Below are 16,756 nucleotides of genomic sequence, written 5' to 3' on the forward strand. Positions count from 1 at the left end.
GGCCGGGCCCAGCCCTTGAACGGGGCGCCGTCGTAGCCCAGTTCCACCCGCAGTCTGAGGGTCTCCCCCGTCATCTGTGCGTTCCTCCCGAGGACGACGACGCCGCCGCAGGAACCAGCGGCGGCGTCGTGACGGTCGTGCTACTCAGAAGTCCCGATCACTCGGAGATCTTCTGGGCGGCGGCACCGCCGGCGGGCTGGAAGCCGGCTGCCTCGGCATTGGCCGGGGAGTCGAACCAGATCTCGGCGGTCGTGCCGGAGTACCAGCGCGAACCGGGCACGTGGTACTTCATGGAGTTGCGGTTGCCCTTGACGGTGAAGCCCTCGGGGGCCTCGCCGGACTCGAGCGGCGCATGGGAACCGGCGAACTCGGCGTCCTGGTTCTCCTCGGCGACCTCGGCGGCCTCCTCGGAGCCAATGGCCGGAGCCTGCTCTTCGGCGGGGATCTCGTTCTTCTTGACGTCCTCGGCGGTAGAACCGGCGGGGGTGTCCACGGGAGCGGCGGGCTCGGCGGCGGCCTTGGTCGTGGCGCGCTCAGCCTCGGCCACGGTCTCCCGCTTGGCCACGGGCTCCATGACGAGCTCGATCACGGCCATGGGGGCGTTGTCGCCCTTGCGGTTGCCGATCTTGGTGATGCGGGTGTACCCGCCGTCGCGGCCTTCCATGGCGGGCGCGATGCTGGTGAACAGCTCGTGCACCACGGACTTGTCGGTCAGCTGACGCATGACGCGACGGCGGGCCGCGAGGTCACCGCGCTTGGCGAACGTGATCAGGCGCTCGGCCACGGGACGCAGGCGCTTGGCCTTGGTCACGGTGGTGGTGATGCGCTTGTGCTCGAACAGCTGCTGCGACAGGTTCGAGAGGATCATGCGCTGGTGGGTCGGCCCGGCGCCGAGACGGGGTCCCTTGGTAGGGGTAGGCATAGTAGGTCTCCTGATGATCGGGCCCGTGCGGTCCGCTCAGCGGCCGCGGGGCACGGAAAGTGGTGTGGGCGTCAGTCGAGATCGACGTCGAACGGGTTGTTGTTCTCGTCCTCGTCCTCGAGCGACGCCGCGTGGGCGGCGAGGTCGTAACCCGGAGGGGAATCCTTCAGGGCCAGACCGAGCTCACCGAGCTTCTCCTTGACTTCATCGATGGACTTGGCACCGAAGTTGCGGATGTCCATGAGGTCCGCTTCGGAGCGGCCCACGAGTTCACCCACGCTGTGGATGCCCTCGCGCTTGAGGCAGTTGTACGAACGCACGGACAGCTCGAGGTCCTCGATGGGCAGCGCCATGTCCGCGGCAGCCGCGGCGTCCGTGGGCGAAGGCCCGATCTCGATGCCCTCGGCAGCCGAGTTCAGCTCGCGCGCCAGGCCGAACAGCTCGACCAGCGTGGTGCCCGCCGAAGCCACCGCGTCACGCGGGGAGATGGCTTCCTTGGTCTCGACGTCCAGGATGAGCTTGTCGAAGTCGGTGCGCTGTTCCACACGGGTGGCCTCCACGCGGAAGGTCACCTTCAGGACGGGGGAGTAGATGGAATCCACGGGGATCCGACCGACTTCCGCGTCACCCGACTTGTTCTGCGACGCCGATACGTAACCGCGCCCGCGCTCGATGGTCAGCTCGATCTCGAGCTGGCCCTTGGAGTTCAAGGTCGCGATATGCAGATCGGGGTTGTGGACCTCGACACCGGCCGGGGCGGAGATGTCCGCCGCGGTGACCTCGCCCGGACCCTGCTTGCGCAGCCACGCGGTGACGGGCTCGTCCTCCTCGGAGGACAGGGAGAGTTTCTTGATGTTGAGGATGAGCTCGGTGACGTCCTCTTTGACACCCTCCACGGTGGAGAACTCGTGCAGCACACCGTCGATGCGGATGCTGGTCACGGAGGCCCCGGGGATGGAGGACAGGAGCGTACGGCGCAGGGAGTTACCGAGGGTGTAACCGAAACCCGGTTCCAGCGGTTCGATCACGAACCGGGAACGGTTCTCGGCCACAGCCTCTTCCGTGAGGGTGGGGCGCTGTGCGATGAGCACTGATGTTTCCTTTCAGCGTGCCTCCGCCATATGACGCACGCAGGTGGTGGAAAACAAAATGGGTGGGTGCCGCGGTGAGCAGGCGTGAAACACCGCGTCGAAGCGTGGTCACCCGCACCCAGGGGGCACGGGCGACCACGCGGGACGTGTCAGACGCGGCGGCGCTTGGGGGGCCGGCAGCCGTTGTGCGCGGACGGGGTGACGTCCTGGATGGACCCGACCTCCAACCCGGTGGCCTGCAGTGCGCGGATCGCGGTCTCGCGGCCCGAACCGGGGCCCTTAACGAACACGTCCACCTTGCGCATGCCGTGCTCCTGCGCGCCCTTGGCAGCGGCCTCGGCGGCCTGCTGCGCGGCGAACGGGGTGGACTTCCGCGAACCCTTGAAGCCCATGCCGCCGGCCGAGGCCCACGACAGGACCGCACCCGAGGGGTCGGTGATGGAAACGATGGTGTTGTTGAACGTGGACTTGATGTGGGCCTGGCCCTGCGTCACGTTCTTGTTAACCTTGCGACGCGGCTTGCGAGCAGCCGTCGCGCGAGTCTTCTGAGCCATGAATTCTCCTACAAAGATCTTCGACGTAGATCAGCCACCGGCGGCGGTGGCGACCACGATTACTTCTTCTTGCCGGCGACCGTGCGCTTGGGACCCTTGCGGGTGCGAGCGTTGGTCTTCGTGCGCTGGCCGTGGACCGGGAGGCCACGGCGGTGACGCAGTCCCTGGTAGCTGCCGATCTCGACCTTGCGGCGAATGTCGGCGGCAACCTCGCGGCGCAGATCGCCTTCGACCTTGTAGTTGCCTTCGATGTAGTCGCGCAGCTCCACGAGCTGGGCGTCGGTGAGATCCTTGACGCGCACGTCGCCCGAGATGCCGGTGGCATCCAGGGTTGCGAGAGCGCGCGTGCGTCCCACGCCGTAGATGTAGGTCAGCGCGATTTCCAGCCGCTTTTCGCGGGGGAGGTCGACGCCTGCGAGACGAGCCATATCGGCGGTTCTCCTTGTACTGTCCGGAGGTCTTGAACACTGCGTCCCGGATGTTTCGTCACATCCGGTCTCCGGCCTCCGTGCCGGGGGTTGCCGCACCCGTGGGTGCCAGCTGCAGTGCCCGTTCTGTCAATCCACTTGCGTGGGGGCGTTCCCGTCAGCCCTGGCGCTGCTTGTGCCGGGGGTTCTCGCAGATCACCATGACCCGCCCGTTACGGCGAATCACCTTGCACTTGTCGCAGATCTGCTTGACGCTCGGTTGGACCTTCATCGCATTCCTTCGCGTACTCGTAATGGCGTGTGCACCGGAGACACCGCGCCCGGGCCGAGGTACCGGCCGTGCACGGTGGTTCTGGGTCTTACTTGTAGCGGTAGACGATCCGGCCTCGGGAAAGGTCATAGGGGCTGAGCTCCACCACGACGCGGTCCTCAGGGAGGATCCGGATGTAGTGCTGGCGCATCTTGCCAGAGATGTGGGCGAGCACCTTGTGACCGTTGGTCAGCTCAACACGGAACGACGCATTGGGCAGTGCCTCGACCACAGTGCCTTCGATCTCGATGACTCCGTCTTTCTTGGCCATATCCTCCGCTAACTTCTCGAGGGGTCCGGTTGTCCTACCGGACGGCGGTGCCCGGACCGGTAGTCCCCCCAGACGAACAACCCCGCACTACGATTCGCAGTGGGGGTCATGGGATGGGTGGGCACGGCTCGGTCTGCGAGCACAAACAACCAACGCACGACACTACGCTGTTTCGCCCGTCTTCGCAAGCTGGAGGGCAGCGCCACGACGACGCCGCGCTGCCCCGCCGTCAGCCCCCGGCACCGCGGTAGTGCTCTTCCGTGAGTGTGGTGCTCTTCCGTGAGTGTGGTCCCGCTAGTCCCTGAGCCTGGTCCCGTCGGCCGACACCGGGCCGCCCGTTCGCTGGGCCCACTCCTCACGACGCGGGTGGCCCCGCGCCGGTTCAGACGTCCGTGGCCAATTGGCCGCACGCGCCGTCGATGTCGGAGCCGCGAGTGTCCCGCACCGTGGTGGGGATGCCGTGGGCGCGCAAGCGCTCCACGAAGTTCTGCTCCACGCCACGGCGCGAGGCCGTCCACTTGGAGCCGGGGGTGGGGTTGAGCGGGATGGGGTTCACGTGTACCCACCCGGCACCACGCTTGTTGAGCTTCTCCCCCAGCAGGTCCGCCCGCCAGCCCTGGTCGTTGATGTCACGGATCAGCGCGTACTCGATCGACACGCGCCGGCCGGTGGCGTCGTAGTAGTCGCGCGCGGCGTCGAGCGCCTCGTCCACCTTCCAGCGAGTGTTGATGGGGATCAGTTCGTCGCGCAGTTCGTCGTCCGGGGCGTGCAGGGACAGCGCCAGCGTGATGGGCAGCTTCTCGAGGGTGAACTTGCGGATCCCGGGAACCAGACCCACGGTGGACATGGTGAGCCCGCGCGCAGAGATCCCGAGTCCTTCCGGGGAGGGGTCGATGATCCGATGTACGGCGCCCATGGTGGCCTTGTAGTTGGCCAGGGCCTCCCCCATGCCCATGAACACGATGTTGGACACCCGCTGGGGCACGTCCTCCGGGTCCCCCACCACGCCGTCGCGCAGCGCCCGCACACCCTGGACCACTTGATCGGCGATCTCGGCGGCGGAGAGGTTGCGTGTGAGGCCGGACTGGCCGGTCGCACAGAACGGGCAGTTCATCCCGCACCCCGCCTGGGACGAGATGCACATGGTCACGCGCTTGTCGTAGCGCATGAGCACCGACTCGACCATGGCGCCGTCGAACAACCGGTGGACGGACTTGACGGTCATCCCCTGGTCCGCGCGCAATTGCCGCACGGTGGTCAACAGCGGCGGCAGGGCCTTGGCCGCGAGCTCGTCCCGCTGGGCGGCGGGCAGATCCGTCATGGCCGCGGGGTCCGCCTCGAAGCGCTCGAAGTAGTGCTTGGACAGCTGCGACGCCCGGAACGCGGGGTAGCCCGCGTCCTGCAGGAACTGCTTGCGGCCGGCCATGTCGAAGTCCGCGAGGTGCAGCGGGGGCTTGCCGCGCCGCGCGGGCTTGAACACGAGCTGGCCGGTCTTGGGTTTCGGGGTGATCTCAACGGGTTGTGCCGTCATGGGAATCCTCTCCCTGTTCTCGGGGTGGTTCTGTGGTGTCAGGGGTCGGGTGGACGTTGCGGGACGAGCTGTGACGATCGGACCTGCGGCGGCAGGCCGTCAGGCAGCGGGGATCGGGACCGGGCGGACCCCCAAGGGTTCGAGTTCGGAGCGGCCACCGTCCTCCGCGGTGAGCACCCACACGCCCTGGCTGTGGCGGCACACGGTGTGCTCCCACTGGCTCGCGCGCGAGCCGTCCGTGGTCACGACCGTCCATTCGTCCTCGAGCACGCGGGTCTCGATCCCGCCGCGCACGAGCATCGGTTCGATGGCCAGAGCCATGCCCGTGACGAGTTTGGGCCCGCGATTGCTGACCGCGTAGTTGGGGACGTCCGGGGCCATGTGCATCTCGGTGCCGATGCCGTGGCCCACGTAGTCCTCGAGGATCCCGAGACGCCCGCCCACGGTGTCCCGCACGTGGTCCTCGACCGCGCGGCCGATGTCCCCCACGTGGGTACCGGTGGCCATCGCGGCGATGCCGCGCCACATGGCCGCACGCGTGACGTCCGACAGTTCCTGGTCGGCGGGGTCGTGGGTCGTCCCCACGAGCACGGTGCGCGCGGAGTCCCCGTGCCAACCGGCCACGATCGCACCGCCGTCGATCGATACGATGTCACCGTCCGCCAAGACGCGCTGCCCGGGGATTCCGTGCACGACCTCGTCGTTGACGGAGGTGCACACCGTGGCCGGGTAGCCGTAGTAGCCCAGGAAGTTGGACTGCGCGTCGTACTCGTCCAGGACCTCGCGGAATGCACGGTCGAGGTCCGCGGTGGTGGCCCCGGGGACGGCGGCCGCGACCGCGGCGTCGAGCGCGAGTGACGTGACCACGCCCGCCCGGGACATGGCCGCCAACTCGGCGTCCGACTTCAATTGGATCTTGCGGCGTCCGAACACGGTGCTCGGGACCTCCCCTGATGGTTGATGTTCGTCTGACGGGCGAGCCCCCAGACCGACTCTTCGCGCCGGTCTGGGGGCTCGTGATGGTTCTGGTGTTCGACGGCGCGCCCCCGGCCGCGGCCGAGCGGCGCCGTTCGTGTGGATTGCGGCTCAGGCGGGCAATGCCGCCAGGATGCGCTCGGTGACCTCGTCGATGCCGCCGAGTCCGTCCACGCGCGTGACGATGCCCCGGTCCTCGTACAGCTCCACGACCGGTGCGGTCTGCTCGTCGTAGACGTCCAGACGGTGCCGGATGACGTCCTCGGTGTCGTCCGTGCGGCCCTGGTCCTGGGCGCGGCCCAACAACCGGGAGACGAGTTCCTCGTTGTCCGCGGTAAGCAGCAGCACCACGTCCAGGGAGACCCCGTTGGCCTCGAGGATCCGGTCCAGTTCACGGACCTGGGCCACGGTGCGCGGGTACCCGTCCAGCAGGAAGCCGTCGCGGACGTCGTCGTGCGACAACCGGTCACGCACCATGTTGTTGGTCACGGAATCCGGGACCAGGTTCCCGGCGTCCGTGTAGCGCTGGGCTTCCTTGCCGAGTTCGGTCTGTTCCTTGATGTTGGCGCGAAAGATGTCACCGGTCGAGATGGCGGGAACGCCTAGTCGCTCGCAGATCCGCGCGGCCTGGGTGCCCTTGCCCGCGCCCGGCGGTCCAATGATCAACATGCGGGTCATGTTCTCTCCTTGCGTCAACGTCAGGTTCTCCCCCACTCTACCGGGCGGTGGACCAGCCTGCCGTGGCCGTGCACGGGCTCAGGTGCGCAGCAGACCCTCGTAGTGGCGCTGTTGCAACTGGGCGTCGATCTGCTTGACGGTGTCCAGACCCACGCCCACCATGATCAGCAGCGACGGGCCGCCGAAGGGGAAGTTCTGGTTCGCGTCGAAGAGCACGAGCGCCACGAGCGGGATCATGGACACGATGCCCAGGTACAGCGCACCGGGCAGCGTAATCCGGGAGAGCACGTAGCGCAGGTAGTTCTCGGTGGGACGGCCCGCGCGGATCCCCGGGATGAAGCCGCCGTAGCGCTTCATGTTGTCGGAGACCTCTTCGGGGTTGAACGTGATGGACACGTAGAAGTACGTGAAGGCCACGATCAGCAGGAAGTAGACCGTCATATAGATCGGGTGGTCACCGCGAGCCAGGTACGTGTTGACCCAGTTGACCCACCCCGGAACGGGGCTGCCGTCGTCGGGCATCGCGAACTGCGCGATCATCGTGGGCAGCATGAGCATGGAGGACGCGAAGATGATGGGGATCACGCCGGCCATGTTGACCTTGAGCGGGATGTAGGTGCTGGTCCCGCCGATGGTGCGGCGGCCCACCATGCGCTTGGCGTACTGCACCGGGATCCGGCGCTGCGACTGCTCCACGAACACCACGCATGTGATGACCACCAGTCCCACGGCACACACGCCCAGGAACAGGCCCCAACCGCGGGTGCGCAGGATGTCACCGAGCGCGGACGGGAACGTGGCCGCAATGGAGGTGAAGATCAGCAGGGACATGCCGTTACCCACGCCGCGGTCCGTGATGCGCTCACCGAGCCACATGATCACGGTGGTGCCCGCGGTCATCGTGAGGATCATGATCACGAGCACCAAGAGGGAGTCGTCCGGAATGACGGGCAGGGGGCAGTTGCCGAGCAGGTTGCCCGAACGCGCCAGGGAGATCACGGTGGTCGCGTTCAACGCGGCCAGCCCGATCGTGAGGTAGCGGGTGTACTGCGTGAGCTTGGTCTGCCCCTGCGCACCCTCCTCGTGCAGTTCCTGGAACCGCGGGATCACCACGCGCAGCAACTGCACGATGATGCTCGCGGTGATGTAGGGCATCACGCCCAGCGCGAAGATGGACAGCTGCAACAGGGCCCCACCGCTGAACAGGTTGACCAGGTCGTACGCGCCACCCGTGGTGTTGCCCAGGGCGAGACACTGCTGCACGTTGCCGTAGTCCACACCCGGTGCGGGGATGAACGTCCCCAACCGGTAGATCACAATGATCCCCAGTGTGAACAGCAGCTTGTTGCGCAGCTCCGGCGTGGTAAACGCCCGTGCGAAAGCACTGAGCACAGGTCCTCCTCCAAAAACGTGGTGGCCCGGTGGGTTCCGACCCCGGGCAAGTCTAGCGAAGGATCCGCCGCGACCCCGGCGGTCGGTCTTGCGACATCCTGGTAAAGCGATTCGGGCGACGCGGTCCGGGCGTCGTCGTGGGGGTAACGCAACGGGCCCCGCGGCCCCGCCAACCCCCCGCGGGCGCGGCCGCGAAAAGGGGGAAACCAAAAAAACACACAAAGGGGGGGGGGGGGGGGGGGGGGGGGGGCCCCCCCCCCCGCCCCCCCCCCCCCCCCCCCCCCCCCCCCCGCGCCCCGGGGCCCCCCCCCCGCCCCCCCCCCCCCCCCCGCCCGCCCGCCCCCCTCCCCCCCCCCCCCCCCCGTCCGCCGTCGTCAGATGTACCGCCTGGATCCCGGGAACGGGCGGCGACGTACGAGGTCGTCAGCCTCCGAAGCCGATGTCCAGGGACACGACGCCCACGCCGATCACCATGGCGGTGGCCAGCAGGAACGCGAGCACGATCAGAATGAGCCCCCACGGGGTGCCCTTCTGCGGGTTGCTGGGCTGAGTTTTGGGCGTGTCTTCCATGATCTTCCCTTCGTGTGGTCGGAGTTAAAGTCTGGCAGGTCGCGGAGAGTTCAGGGGAAAGTGACATGGGGCGGGGCGGTTGCCGCTCTTGCCCTGGCGTCTGTGCGTGCTGTTGTGGCCATGAACACTTTCTTCAACTCCATGCGCAACCTCGGCTTCCGACGCGAGTTCCCGCGAGCAGCGTTCCCAACCGTTCGCCACCCCCGGTCCCGAGATCCACTGATCGGGACGCACTGCGCACGGCCGCGAGACAGTCCGCCTCGACATCCCACGGTGGCTCAGTAGCGGTCAGTCGGCCTTCCAACCGTGAGAAGTCCCAGCCGACCATCCGGGTGCGGTCGTAAACGGCGCGCAATGAGTCGATCGTCATGCTTCATTGTGGTCTCCCACCGCGCCCCGTGAGGCTGTGTGTTCTCAGCTGCCGGAGCTCTCTGCCCCATCGAGTTCCTCGGCGGCGGCGCCGTCGGACTCCGGATCCTGCAGTGCGGGCCCGCCCACGGCCCGGTCCTGCCAGGTGAGCACGCGCCATGCGCCGGGCTCGCCGTCGAGCACGACGACGCCCGTGTTCGACAATCCGTTGGTCGCCGTGAACTTACGGTCCAGGTTGGCGCACCGCAGCGCACACCACGCACGGATGACGGCGCCGTGCGACACGAGAACAGCCACGCGGTCCGGTGCCAGAGCAGTGGACGCTTCCTCGACGACGGCGTCGAAGCGCGCCATGACGTCGTGGCCGTTCTCGTCCGACCCGGGGATCCTCGAATCAAGGCCGCCATCCGCCCAGCTCAACGCTGATTCCAGATAGGTCTCGATCGAATCGTGGTCGTTGGCCATTTCCAAATCCCCGGCACCGATCTCACGCAGACCCTCACGGATCTCGGTCGACAACTCGCGCGCATCCGCGAGCGGGGCGGCCGTCTGCTGGGTGCGCACGAGGTTGGAGGCGTAGATCGCACTGATGGGCTCACCCGCCAGCGCCTGCACGAGGGCCCGCGCCTGCTCACGCCCCAGGTCGGTGAGGTCCGCGCCGGGTGCGGCGGTGTCCAAGTGATGGCCCACGTTGGAGGAGGTCTGGCCATGACGCACCAGGATGAGTCGCACGGGGATATGCCCCTTTTCAGTTGCCGGGGGTCTTGGAGGTCCTACCCGGTCCACGGTAGCTCAGGGAGGAATCCTCTGAGCCACGCACCACGACTGCGGGCCGAGGAGCGACCCTGGCCGTACTGGCCGTCACGCTGCTCACCGGGTGTGGGGGCGGGACGCCCCGTAGCGCAGGACCGCCCCGGAGCCGAGCCACTCCACGACCCGGTCTGCCAGCAGACGGCCGATCGTCATGGTTGCGGAGAAGGCACCACAGGCGACGGCCGCGGTGCCCGCGGAGGTGCCGAGCGCGTCCTTCAGGCTGCGCTCGCGCGGAGCTCCACCCGATTGTCACTGACTCTCCCGCCGCCGAGACGGACGTGGCGTCCCTGCGTGCGACAGGAGCCACCGTCACTGTGACGGCCTAGGGCTGAGCCGCAGGAAATACCCTAGAGTAACTTCTATGTCTGACCACCGGAACTCCCCCGTAGCCGGCATCCGCCGCGAAAACCTGAGCATTCCCGTCGCCTCGGACGCCGTGGCGGGCACGCTGTGGCTGCCCGAGAGCGAGCCGCGCGGCGTCGTCGTCATCCACCCCGCCACCGCAACGCCCGAACGGTTCTACGCCGGGTTCGCCGAGTACGTGACGGGCCGCGGTCTTGCGGCGGTGACCTATGACTACCGCGGCACGGGCCGCTCCGGGGAGCCCCGGAAGAACCCGCACCTGCGCATGCGCGACTGGATGGGCGGGGACGTCCCCGCCGTGGCCGCCTGGACCCGCGCACGGTTCCCCGGGCTTCCACTGCACGCCGTGGGTCACAGCATCGGCGGGCACGCCATGGTCCTCGGCCACGGGCTCGAGGGCCTCGACCGGTTCGCGGTGGTCTCCTCCCACCTGGCGCACACCCGCACGATCGCCCCGCGGAAGGAGCAGCTGCGCGTGGCCGCCATGCTGCATGTCGTGGGCCCGGCACTGAGCCGGACCCTGGGGTACATGCCCGGCAAGCGGCTCGGCATCGGAGAAAACATGCCCACAGCCGCGATGGTCGAGTGGGGGTCGTGGGTACGGCGTCCCGGCTACTTCTTCGACGACCCGTCCATGGACGCGACGGCCCGTGCGGCCGCGGTCACCCAGGATGTGCTCGCGCTCGGCGCCTCCGACGATCCCTGGGCCAGCCCCGCGCAGATGAGGGCCCTGACCGGGCGGCTCACCTCCGCCGCGGTGGAGCACCGCACGTTCACCCCGGAGCAGCTGGGCGTTCCGCGCATCGGCCACCACGGCCTGTTCCGCCGCTCCGCCGCCGACGCCGTGTGGCCGGGCCTCGTGGACTGGCTCACCGCGCCGTCACCCCAGGGCTGAACGGCCCGGCTTCCCGGGACTGCACGCTCCGGGTGGAGAAGGGCAGCCGCGACGTCGCCCTGGGCGCTCAGGCGTTGACGGGTCGGCGCACGGGCCTGTCCGCCGGCTGGCGCCACACGAGGGCCGCCACGGTCAGCATGAGCACCTCGGCGATGAGACCGAACGGCACGGGCAGCAGCGGGATCAGTGCAGCAGCAGTGTGACGGACAGCGTCGTGGGCTCGAGGGCCCTCACGGCGTGCAGCAGCCCCTCCGTGAGGTGCAGCACCTGGCCCGGCCGCAGCTGCACGGGACCCTCCGGGAGCTGGAAGTCCACGCTCCCCCGGACCACCTGGATCAGCGCCGGGTGCGGTGCGGCGTGCTCGTGGAGCTCGTCGCCCTCGTGGAACTCGAAGGCGACCACCTTGACGCCGTCCTCCTCCACCACCGTGGCAGCACTGGGGCGGCCCGGACGGGGTTCGCTGCGGCCGACCAGCTCTGTAAGGGTGGCGACTCCACTCCCGGAGCCGTGGTGGGTGGTGTGCTCGAACGAGTGGTGCGCCATCGCTTCTCAGGTCCCCTCCGTGAATTGCTCGAAACATAATCAGCATATTGCGTGCAAGTTATTGGATCAACGGGGGTTCACCCGGCCGGAACCGCCGAGGGGCAGTCGCCCTCCTCCTGCGGCACCTCCCAGCTGACCCGGCGCACCGAACGGCCCACCCGCGAGGAGGTCGTGGCCCGCCTGAGGACGCGCCCCCAGACACTCACCCGAGGGGCGCTCACACGAGGGCCAGCACGAACGTCCACACGCACACCACTACGAGCATGCCCAGGCTGTAGGCGATGGAGCCGCGCATGATCTCACTCTCCCGCCCGTTGAGACCCACCGCCCCAGCGGCGATCGCGATGGACTGCGGGGAGATGACCTTTGCGGTGGTGCCGCCTGTCGTGTTGGTCCCCACGAGGAGGGACGGGGCGGCGCCGATGCCCTGCGCCGTCGCCACCTGCAGCGGCGCGAAGAGGGTGTTGTTGTTGACCACCGAGCCCGTGAGGAACACGCCGATCCAGCCGATCACCGGGGCGATGAGCGGGAAGATGGGACCGACCGCGGCGAGCGCGGTGCCCATGGCGGTGGAGCCGCCGGAGTAGTTGGCGATGTTCGCGAGCACCAGGATCACGGCGATGAGCAGGATGGCCGGGCCCAGCGCCTTGAGTGCGCCCGCCAGCTCCTCCCCCAGTGCTTTGGCGTGCAGCTGCGGGGTGGTGAAGAACGTGATGAGCACCGCGATCAGGATGGCCGTTCCGGTGGCACCAAGGATCGAGAAGGTCCAGGTGGCATTGACGACCGTTCCGGCGGCGGTGGTCACGTGACCGGTGAGCCCGGGCATGGGCACCTTGAAGGTCGTGAAGCTCAGCGCACCCTCGGTGAAGAGGCCCTGCACGGCGGGCACGGACCACAGCAGGATCACACCGGTGAGGATGTAGAAGGGGCTCCACGCGCGGATCACCTCGCTCGCGGGATGGCTGGCCTCAGCGGTCTCGGGGGCCTCCGGGGCACGCGAGATCCGGCGCGGTGACCACACGTGGCACACCGCGAACAGGGCGACCATGGCTAGCAGGCCGGCCGCGAGATCTGCCAGCTCGGGGCCCATGAACCACAGCAGGCCACCCTGCACCGCGCAGAAGACCACCGAGGAGACGAGCGCCGGGAGCCAGGTCTCGCGCAGGCCGCGCACCCCGTCGACCATCCACACGAGCAGGAACGGAACGAGGAACGTGAGCGGCTGGAGCAGAAGCACGAGGGCTCGCGAGAGTTCCTGCGTCTCCATGCCGGTGACCTGCGCGCCCACGAGCACGGGCACGCCAATGGCGCCGTAGGCACCGGCGGCCACGTTGGCCACGAGGCACAGCACTGCGGCGCGCACGGGCGGGAACCCCAGCTGCACGAGCAGTGCCGCGCAGATCGCAATGGGCACGCCGAAGCCGGCCACGCCTTCCAGGAACGCGCCGAACGCAAACGCAATGAGCAGCACCTGCACGCGCTGGTCAGCGGAGACCGCGGCGATCGAGGAGCGGATCACGTCGAAACGGCCCGAGCGCACGCTCAGCCGGTACAGCCACACCGCCATGACGATGATGTACGCGATGGGCCACAGCGCGGTGAGCAGCCCCAGCAGACCTGCACCGGCCGCGGCGGAGACGGGCATGTGGAACACGAGCAGCGCCACCAGGATCTGCACCACCAGCGCGATGAGCCCCGATGTCAGCCCCGTGAGCTTGAACAGCATCATGCAGGCCAGGAACACGACTATCGGGATCGCGGCCACGAGCGCGGTCAGGGGCAGGCTGCCTAGGGTGTCAAGAGATTGGGTCCACATTGGAGCCTCCACGACGTCCGGCGGGTGAGCAGTCTTCAAGGCGGGCTCGCGACGTCGCCGCGGTGCGCGCCGTCGTCAGCCGCCGGTCGCGCAGCGGGGCGGTTTCTGGGAGCCAGCGGACTCTCGTAGCACCACGTGCGACGCGCCGCAGCGACGCCTTGATCACAGGGTCAACGCTAGTCCTGAACCGGGCAGTTCGGGCGGGAACCCTCCGGGGAGAGTGACAGGTGCGAGGCGAGACACTCGGCTGCGGAACTCCTGGGCAACGGCACAGCCGCCCAGGGGTCCGGAACCCCGCGAGTGGGAACAGGACACCGTAAAAATACCCACACTGTGAAATTACAATAGGCAAATCTTAGTTATTCTCAATGCCCTCGGCACCCGCCACAACCCTTTCTGGCGGCAGTACCGGAAACGCCTCAGAACGCGTCCCGCAAGACCCCTCCCGGCGTAGAATTGAGGGTGATGAACTCCCGGAGTTCAGCACTCGGCTCGCCCACTGACGAGGGGCAACGATGACGGCGACCATTCAGCGAAAACAACGCACGTCAGCCCCGCCGCGCACACGGCTGCCGGTATCGAACTTCGCCGCGAAAACCACCATGGCCGTCACCGGTCTCATTTTCGTCGGATTTGTGTTCGTGCACATGTACGGCAATCTGCACATCTTCCGCGGCCAGGAGGAGTTCGACCACTACGCACACTGGCTGCGCGAGATCCTGATGCCGCTCATGCCCTACGAGGGTGTCCTGTGGGTGCTGCGCGTCGTACTGCTGATCAGCCTGGTGCTGCACGTGGGCTGCGGGCTCCTGCTGTGGACGCGCGCCCGTCGAGCCCGCGGGGCGTTCCCCCGCACCGGGCTGCGCCGCGGCGAGGCGTGGCTGGCCCGGACCATGCTGGGCACCGGTGTGGTGATCCTGCTGTTCGTGATCTTCCACATCCTCGACCTCACGCTGGGGGCGCCACCGGCCGCCACCGGCTCGTTCGAGGCCGGCTCGGCGTACGCCAACCTCGTCGCCAGCTTCCAGCGCCCCGTCGTCGCGGCGTTCTACATGCTCACGATGCTGGTGCTCACCGCCCACGTGGCCCACGGCACGTGGACCGCCGCCAACGACCTCGGTGCCACGGGCAGGCGGCTGCGCCAGGTCGCGGCCTGGGTGGCCGGGCTGGTGGCGATCGCCATCTGCGTGGGCAATGTGACCATCCCCCTCATGGTTCTGCTGGGAGTGATTCAGTGATGACGGCATCCACACAGGCCCAGGCCCTGCTCGACGAGCTCCGCACGGTGGGTTCGGACCTGCCCGGCCTGCAGGCGGAGGTCCCCGCGTCCCAGATCTGGGCGGACCGGCGGCTGCACTACCGCCTGGTCTCGCCGCTGAACCGCCGCAAGTTCACGGTCATCGTGGTGGGCACCGGTCTCGCGGGGGCGGGCGCCGCCGCGGCCCTCGGGGAGCTCGGGTACAACGTGGAGTCGTTCACCTTCCACGACGCCCCGCGCCGCGCCCACTCGGTGGCCGCCCAGGGCGGCATCAACGCAGCACGCGCCCGCACGGTGGACAACGACTCGATCGCCCGGTTCGTGAAGGACACCGTCAAGGGCGGCGACTTCCGCGGCCGCGAGGCCGATGCCTGGCGGCTGGCCGAGGAGAGCATCCGGGTCATCGACCACATGAACGCGATCGGCGCGCCCTTCGCCCGCGAGTACGGGGGCGGGCTGGCCACCCGCTCGTTCGGCGGCGTACAGGTCTCCCGGACCTACTACACGCGCGGGCAGACCGGTCAGCAGCTGCAGGTTGCCGCCGCCCAGGCGCTGCTGCGGCAGGTCTCCACGGGACAGGTGAACCTGCACACTCGCACCGAGATGCTGGACCTCATCGTCGTGGAGGGCCGCGCCCAGGGCATCGTGGTGCGCGACCTCGTGACCGGGAAGATCTCGGCGGTCACCGGGGACGCCGTGGTGCTCGCCACCGGCGGCTACGGCAACGTCTACTACCGCTCCACGCTGGCCAAGAACTCGAATGTCACCGCCGCATTCCGGGCTCATCGGCGCGGCGCGCTGTTCGCCAACCCGTGCTTCATCCAGTTCCACCCCACGGCCCTGCCGGTCTCCAGCGAGTGGCAGTCGAAGACCACTCTCATGAGCGAGTCCCTGCGCAACGACGGCCGAATCTGGGTTCCCGTGAAGGCCGGGGACCACCGGCCCCCGAACGAGATTCCCGAGGACGAGCGCGACTACTACCTCGAACGCCGGTACCCGGCCTTCGGCAACCTCACACCGCGCGACGTCGCCAGCCGGGCCGCGCGCACCGAGATCGACGCGGGGCGCGGCGTCGGGCCGCTGAAGAACTCCGTCTACCTCGACTTCCGGGACGCCATCGAGCGCCTGGGCCGCAAGGTGATCGCGGAGCGCTACGGCAACCTCTTCGAGATGTACTCGGACGCCACCGGCGAGGACCCGTACGAGGAGCCCATGCGCATTGCGCCCGGCGCGCACTTCGCCATGGGCGGGCTGTGGAGCGACTACGACATGATGACGTCGATCCCCGGGCTGTTCGTGGGCGGCGAGGCCGGCTGGGGTTACCACGGCGCCAACCGCCTCGGGGCCAACTCGCTGCTCTCCGCGTGCGTGGACGGGTGGTTCACGCTCCCCTACTCGGTGCCCAACTACCTGGCACCGCTGCTGGGCAAGCCGAAGCTCTCGCCGGACGACGACGTCGTGCGGGCCGCGGTGGCCGAGGCCGAGGCGGGCGTGCAGGCGCTGGTCGAGATCGGCGGCACGCAGGGCCCGGAGCGCTTCCACCGCCGGCTGGGCGACCTGCTGTACAAGAAGTGCGGGGTGACGCGCACCGCCGAGGGGCTGGCCGAGGGTCTGCGAGGCATCCAGGAGCTGCGCAGGGAGTTCTGGAGCGACCTGCGGGTGCAGGGGCGCCCGGACGGCTTCAACCAGGAGCTCGAGCGCGCCGGCCGCGTGGCCGACTACCTGGACATGGCCGAGCTCATGTGCCTGGACGCGCTGGACCGGGACGAGTCCGCCGGTGCGCACTTCCGTGAGGAGCATCAGACCGAGGGCGGCGAGGCCCAGCGCGACGACGAACACTGGCTGTTCGCGTCCGCGTGGGAGCGTGCTGATTCCGGCGAGACCGGCGAAACGGGACCGCGCTACATCAGGCACCAGGAGCCCCTGGAGTTCCCCAGCGTCCCGCCCGAGACCCGCGACTACCGATGAGAGGACCAT

The 16,756-nt window shown here is 68.5% G+C and carries 17 protein-coding genes; 3 read left to right on the top strand and 14 right to left on the bottom strand.

Annotated features, from left to right (window positions below; all coding sequences use genetic code 11):
* Nucleotides 1–157: 157 nt before the first annotated feature.
* The 12 genes from rplQ to A5728_RS11965 all read right to left on the bottom strand — a co-directional run bounded on the left by rplQ (nt 158) and on the right by A5728_RS11965 (nt 9,823).
* Nucleotides 158–922: a 50S ribosomal protein L17 gene (gene rplQ / locus A5728_RS11915; RefSeq protein ID WP_064847277.1), complete on the bottom strand. Its 765-nt coding sequence runs from the start codon at nt 920–922 to the stop codon at nt 158–160.
* 71 nt (nt 923–993) lie between these two features.
* On the bottom strand, nt 994–2,013 hold the full coding sequence (locus tag A5728_RS11920) for a DNA-directed RNA polymerase subunit alpha (protein ID WP_064847278.1): 1,020 nt from the start codon (nt 2,011–2,013) through the stop codon (nt 994–996).
* 149 nt (nt 2,014–2,162) lie between these two features.
* Nucleotides 2,163–2,567: a 30S ribosomal protein S11 gene (gene rpsK, locus A5728_RS11925; RefSeq protein ID WP_012397714.1), complete on the bottom strand. Its 405-nt coding sequence runs from the start codon at nt 2,565–2,567 to the stop codon at nt 2,163–2,165.
* A gap of 59 nt (nt 2,568–2,626) precedes the next feature.
* Nucleotides 2,627–2,995 carry a 30S ribosomal protein S13 gene (gene rpsM / locus A5728_RS11930; protein ID WP_035959599.1) on the bottom strand — a complete coding sequence of 123 codons (369 nt, stop codon included), beginning with the start codon at nt 2,993–2,995 and terminating at the stop codon, nt 2,627–2,629.
* 157 nt (nt 2,996–3,152) lie between these two features.
* The gene (gene rpmJ, locus A5728_RS11935) at nt 3,153–3,266 is read right to left on the bottom strand and encodes a 50S ribosomal protein L36 (RefSeq protein ID WP_012397712.1); all 114 of its coding nucleotides are present in this window, start codon (nt 3,264–3,266) and stop codon (nt 3,153–3,155) included.
* Between the two features lie 88 nt (nt 3,267–3,354).
* Nucleotides 3,355–3,576: a translation initiation factor IF-1 gene (infA, locus tag A5728_RS11940; RefSeq protein WP_012397711.1), complete on the bottom strand. Its 222-nt coding sequence runs from the start codon at nt 3,574–3,576 to the stop codon at nt 3,355–3,357.
* A gap of 382 nt (nt 3,577–3,958) precedes the next feature.
* Nucleotides 3,959–5,107 carry a 23S rRNA (adenine(2503)-C(2))-methyltransferase RlmN gene (gene rlmN, locus A5728_RS11945; RefSeq protein WP_064847279.1) on the bottom strand — a complete coding sequence of 383 codons (1,149 nt, stop codon included), beginning with the start codon at nt 5,105–5,107 and terminating at the stop codon, nt 3,959–3,961.
* Nucleotides 5,108–5,206: 99 nt separating this feature from the next.
* Nucleotides 5,207–6,040: a type I methionyl aminopeptidase gene (gene map, locus A5728_RS11950; protein ID WP_082943453.1), complete on the bottom strand. Its 834-nt coding sequence runs from the start codon at nt 6,038–6,040 to the stop codon at nt 5,207–5,209.
* Nucleotides 6,041–6,193: 153 nt separating this feature from the next.
* Nucleotides 6,194–6,760 (bottom strand): adenylate kinase, encoded by a 567-nt coding sequence (locus A5728_RS11955; RefSeq protein ID WP_064847280.1) that lies wholly within the window; start codon nt 6,758–6,760, stop codon nt 6,194–6,196.
* A gap of 78 nt (nt 6,761–6,838) precedes the next feature.
* Complete coding sequence (gene secY, locus A5728_RS11960) at nt 6,839–8,152, bottom strand: preprotein translocase subunit SecY (RefSeq protein ID WP_064847281.1); 1,314 nt, start codon at nt 8,150–8,152, stop codon at nt 6,839–6,841.
* A 423-nt stretch (nt 8,153–8,575) separates the two neighbouring features.
* On the bottom strand, nt 8,576–8,722 hold the full coding sequence (locus tag A5728_RS14305; protein ID WP_156523461.1) for a hypothetical protein: 147 nt from the start codon (nt 8,720–8,722) through the stop codon (nt 8,576–8,578).
* Between the two features lie 414 nt (nt 8,723–9,136).
* Entirely contained in the window at nt 9,137–9,823 is a 687-nt protein-coding gene (locus A5728_RS11965) for a histidine phosphatase family protein (protein WP_064847282.1), read from the bottom strand.
* 442 nt (nt 9,824–10,265) lie between these two features.
* Between A5728_RS11965 and A5728_RS11970 the strand changes: the two genes are divergently transcribed.
* Entirely contained in the window at nt 10,266–11,162 is an 897-nt protein-coding gene (locus A5728_RS11970; RefSeq protein ID WP_064847283.1) for a serine aminopeptidase domain-containing protein, read from the top strand.
* A 183-nt stretch (nt 11,163–11,345) separates the two neighbouring features.
* Here A5728_RS11970 and A5728_RS11975 read toward each other — a convergent pair whose 3' ends face one another.
* Nucleotides 11,346–11,705 (bottom strand): cupin domain-containing protein, encoded by a 360-nt coding sequence (locus A5728_RS11975; RefSeq protein ID WP_064847284.1) that lies wholly within the window; start codon nt 11,703–11,705, stop codon nt 11,346–11,348.
* Between the two features lie 217 nt (nt 11,706–11,922).
* Complete coding sequence (locus A5728_RS11980) at nt 11,923–13,521, bottom strand: L-lactate permease (RefSeq protein ID WP_064847285.1); 1,599 nt, start codon at nt 13,519–13,521, stop codon at nt 11,923–11,925.
* A 602-nt stretch (nt 13,522–14,123) separates the two neighbouring features.
* Here A5728_RS11980 and A5728_RS11985 point away from each other — a divergent pair.
* The gene (locus A5728_RS11985; RefSeq protein ID WP_231885639.1) at nt 14,124–14,759 is read left to right on the top strand and encodes a succinate dehydrogenase cytochrome b subunit; all 636 of its coding nucleotides are present in this window, start codon (nt 14,124–14,126) and stop codon (nt 14,757–14,759) included.
* The gene (locus A5728_RS11990) at nt 14,759–16,747 is read left to right on the top strand and encodes a fumarate reductase/succinate dehydrogenase flavoprotein subunit (RefSeq protein ID WP_064847287.1); all 1,989 of its coding nucleotides are present in this window, start codon (nt 14,759–14,761) and stop codon (nt 16,745–16,747) included. Before A5728_RS11985 ends, A5728_RS11990 begins: the two co-directional genes overlap by 1 nt.
* Nucleotides 16,748–16,756: the final 9 nt, after the last annotated feature.

Source organism: Kocuria sp. ICS0012 (assembly GCF_001665945.1).
GTDB classification, from domain to species: Bacteria; Actinomycetota; Actinomycetes; order Actinomycetales; family Micrococcaceae; genus Kocuria; species Kocuria marina.

Excerpts from the sequence above, each read along its gene's own strand:
- rplQ (WP_064847277.1), bottom strand. The coding sequence starts at position 922 with ATGCCTACCCCTACCAAGGGACCCCGTCTCGGCGCCGGGCCGACCCAC.
- rpsK (WP_012397714.1), bottom strand. The coding sequence starts at position 2,567 with ATGGCTCAGAAGACTCGCGCGACGGCTGCTCGCAAGCCGCGTCGCAAG.
- rpsM (WP_035959599.1), bottom strand. The coding sequence starts at position 2,995 with ATGGCTCGTCTCGCAGGCGTCGACCTCCCCCGCGAAAAGCGGCTGGAA.
- rpmJ (WP_012397712.1), bottom strand. The coding sequence starts at position 3,266 with ATGAAGGTCCAACCGAGCGTCAAGCAGATCTGCGACAAGTGCAAGGTG.
- infA (WP_012397711.1), bottom strand. The coding sequence starts at position 3,576 with ATGGCCAAGAAAGACGGAGTCATCGAGATCGAAGGCACTGTGGTCGAG.
- rlmN (WP_064847279.1), bottom strand. The coding sequence starts at position 5,107 with ATGACGGCACAACCCGTTGAGATCACCCCGAAACCCAAGACCGGCCAG.
- A5728_RS11955 (WP_064847280.1), bottom strand. The coding sequence starts at position 6,760 with ATGACCCGCATGTTGATCATTGGACCGCCGGGCGCGGGCAAGGGCACC.
- A5728_RS14305 (WP_156523461.1), bottom strand. The coding sequence starts at position 8,722 with ATGGAAGACACGCCCAAAACTCAGCCCAGCAACCCGCAGAAGGGCACC.
- A5728_RS11970 (WP_064847283.1), top strand. The coding sequence starts at position 10,266 with ATGTCTGACCACCGGAACTCCCCCGTAGCCGGCATCCGCCGCGAAAAC.
- A5728_RS11975 (WP_064847284.1), bottom strand. The coding sequence starts at position 11,705 with ATGGCGCACCACTCGTTCGAGCACACCACCCACCACGGCTCCGGGAGT.
- A5728_RS11980 (WP_064847285.1), bottom strand. The coding sequence starts at position 13,521 with ATGTGGACCCAATCTCTTGACACCCTAGGCAGCCTGCCCCTGACCGCG.
- A5728_RS11985 (WP_231885639.1), top strand. The coding sequence starts at position 14,124 with ATGGCCGTCACCGGTCTCATTTTCGTCGGATTTGTGTTCGTGCACATG.
- A5728_RS11990 (WP_064847287.1), top strand. The coding sequence starts at position 14,759 with ATGACGGCATCCACACAGGCCCAGGCCCTGCTCGACGAGCTCCGCACG.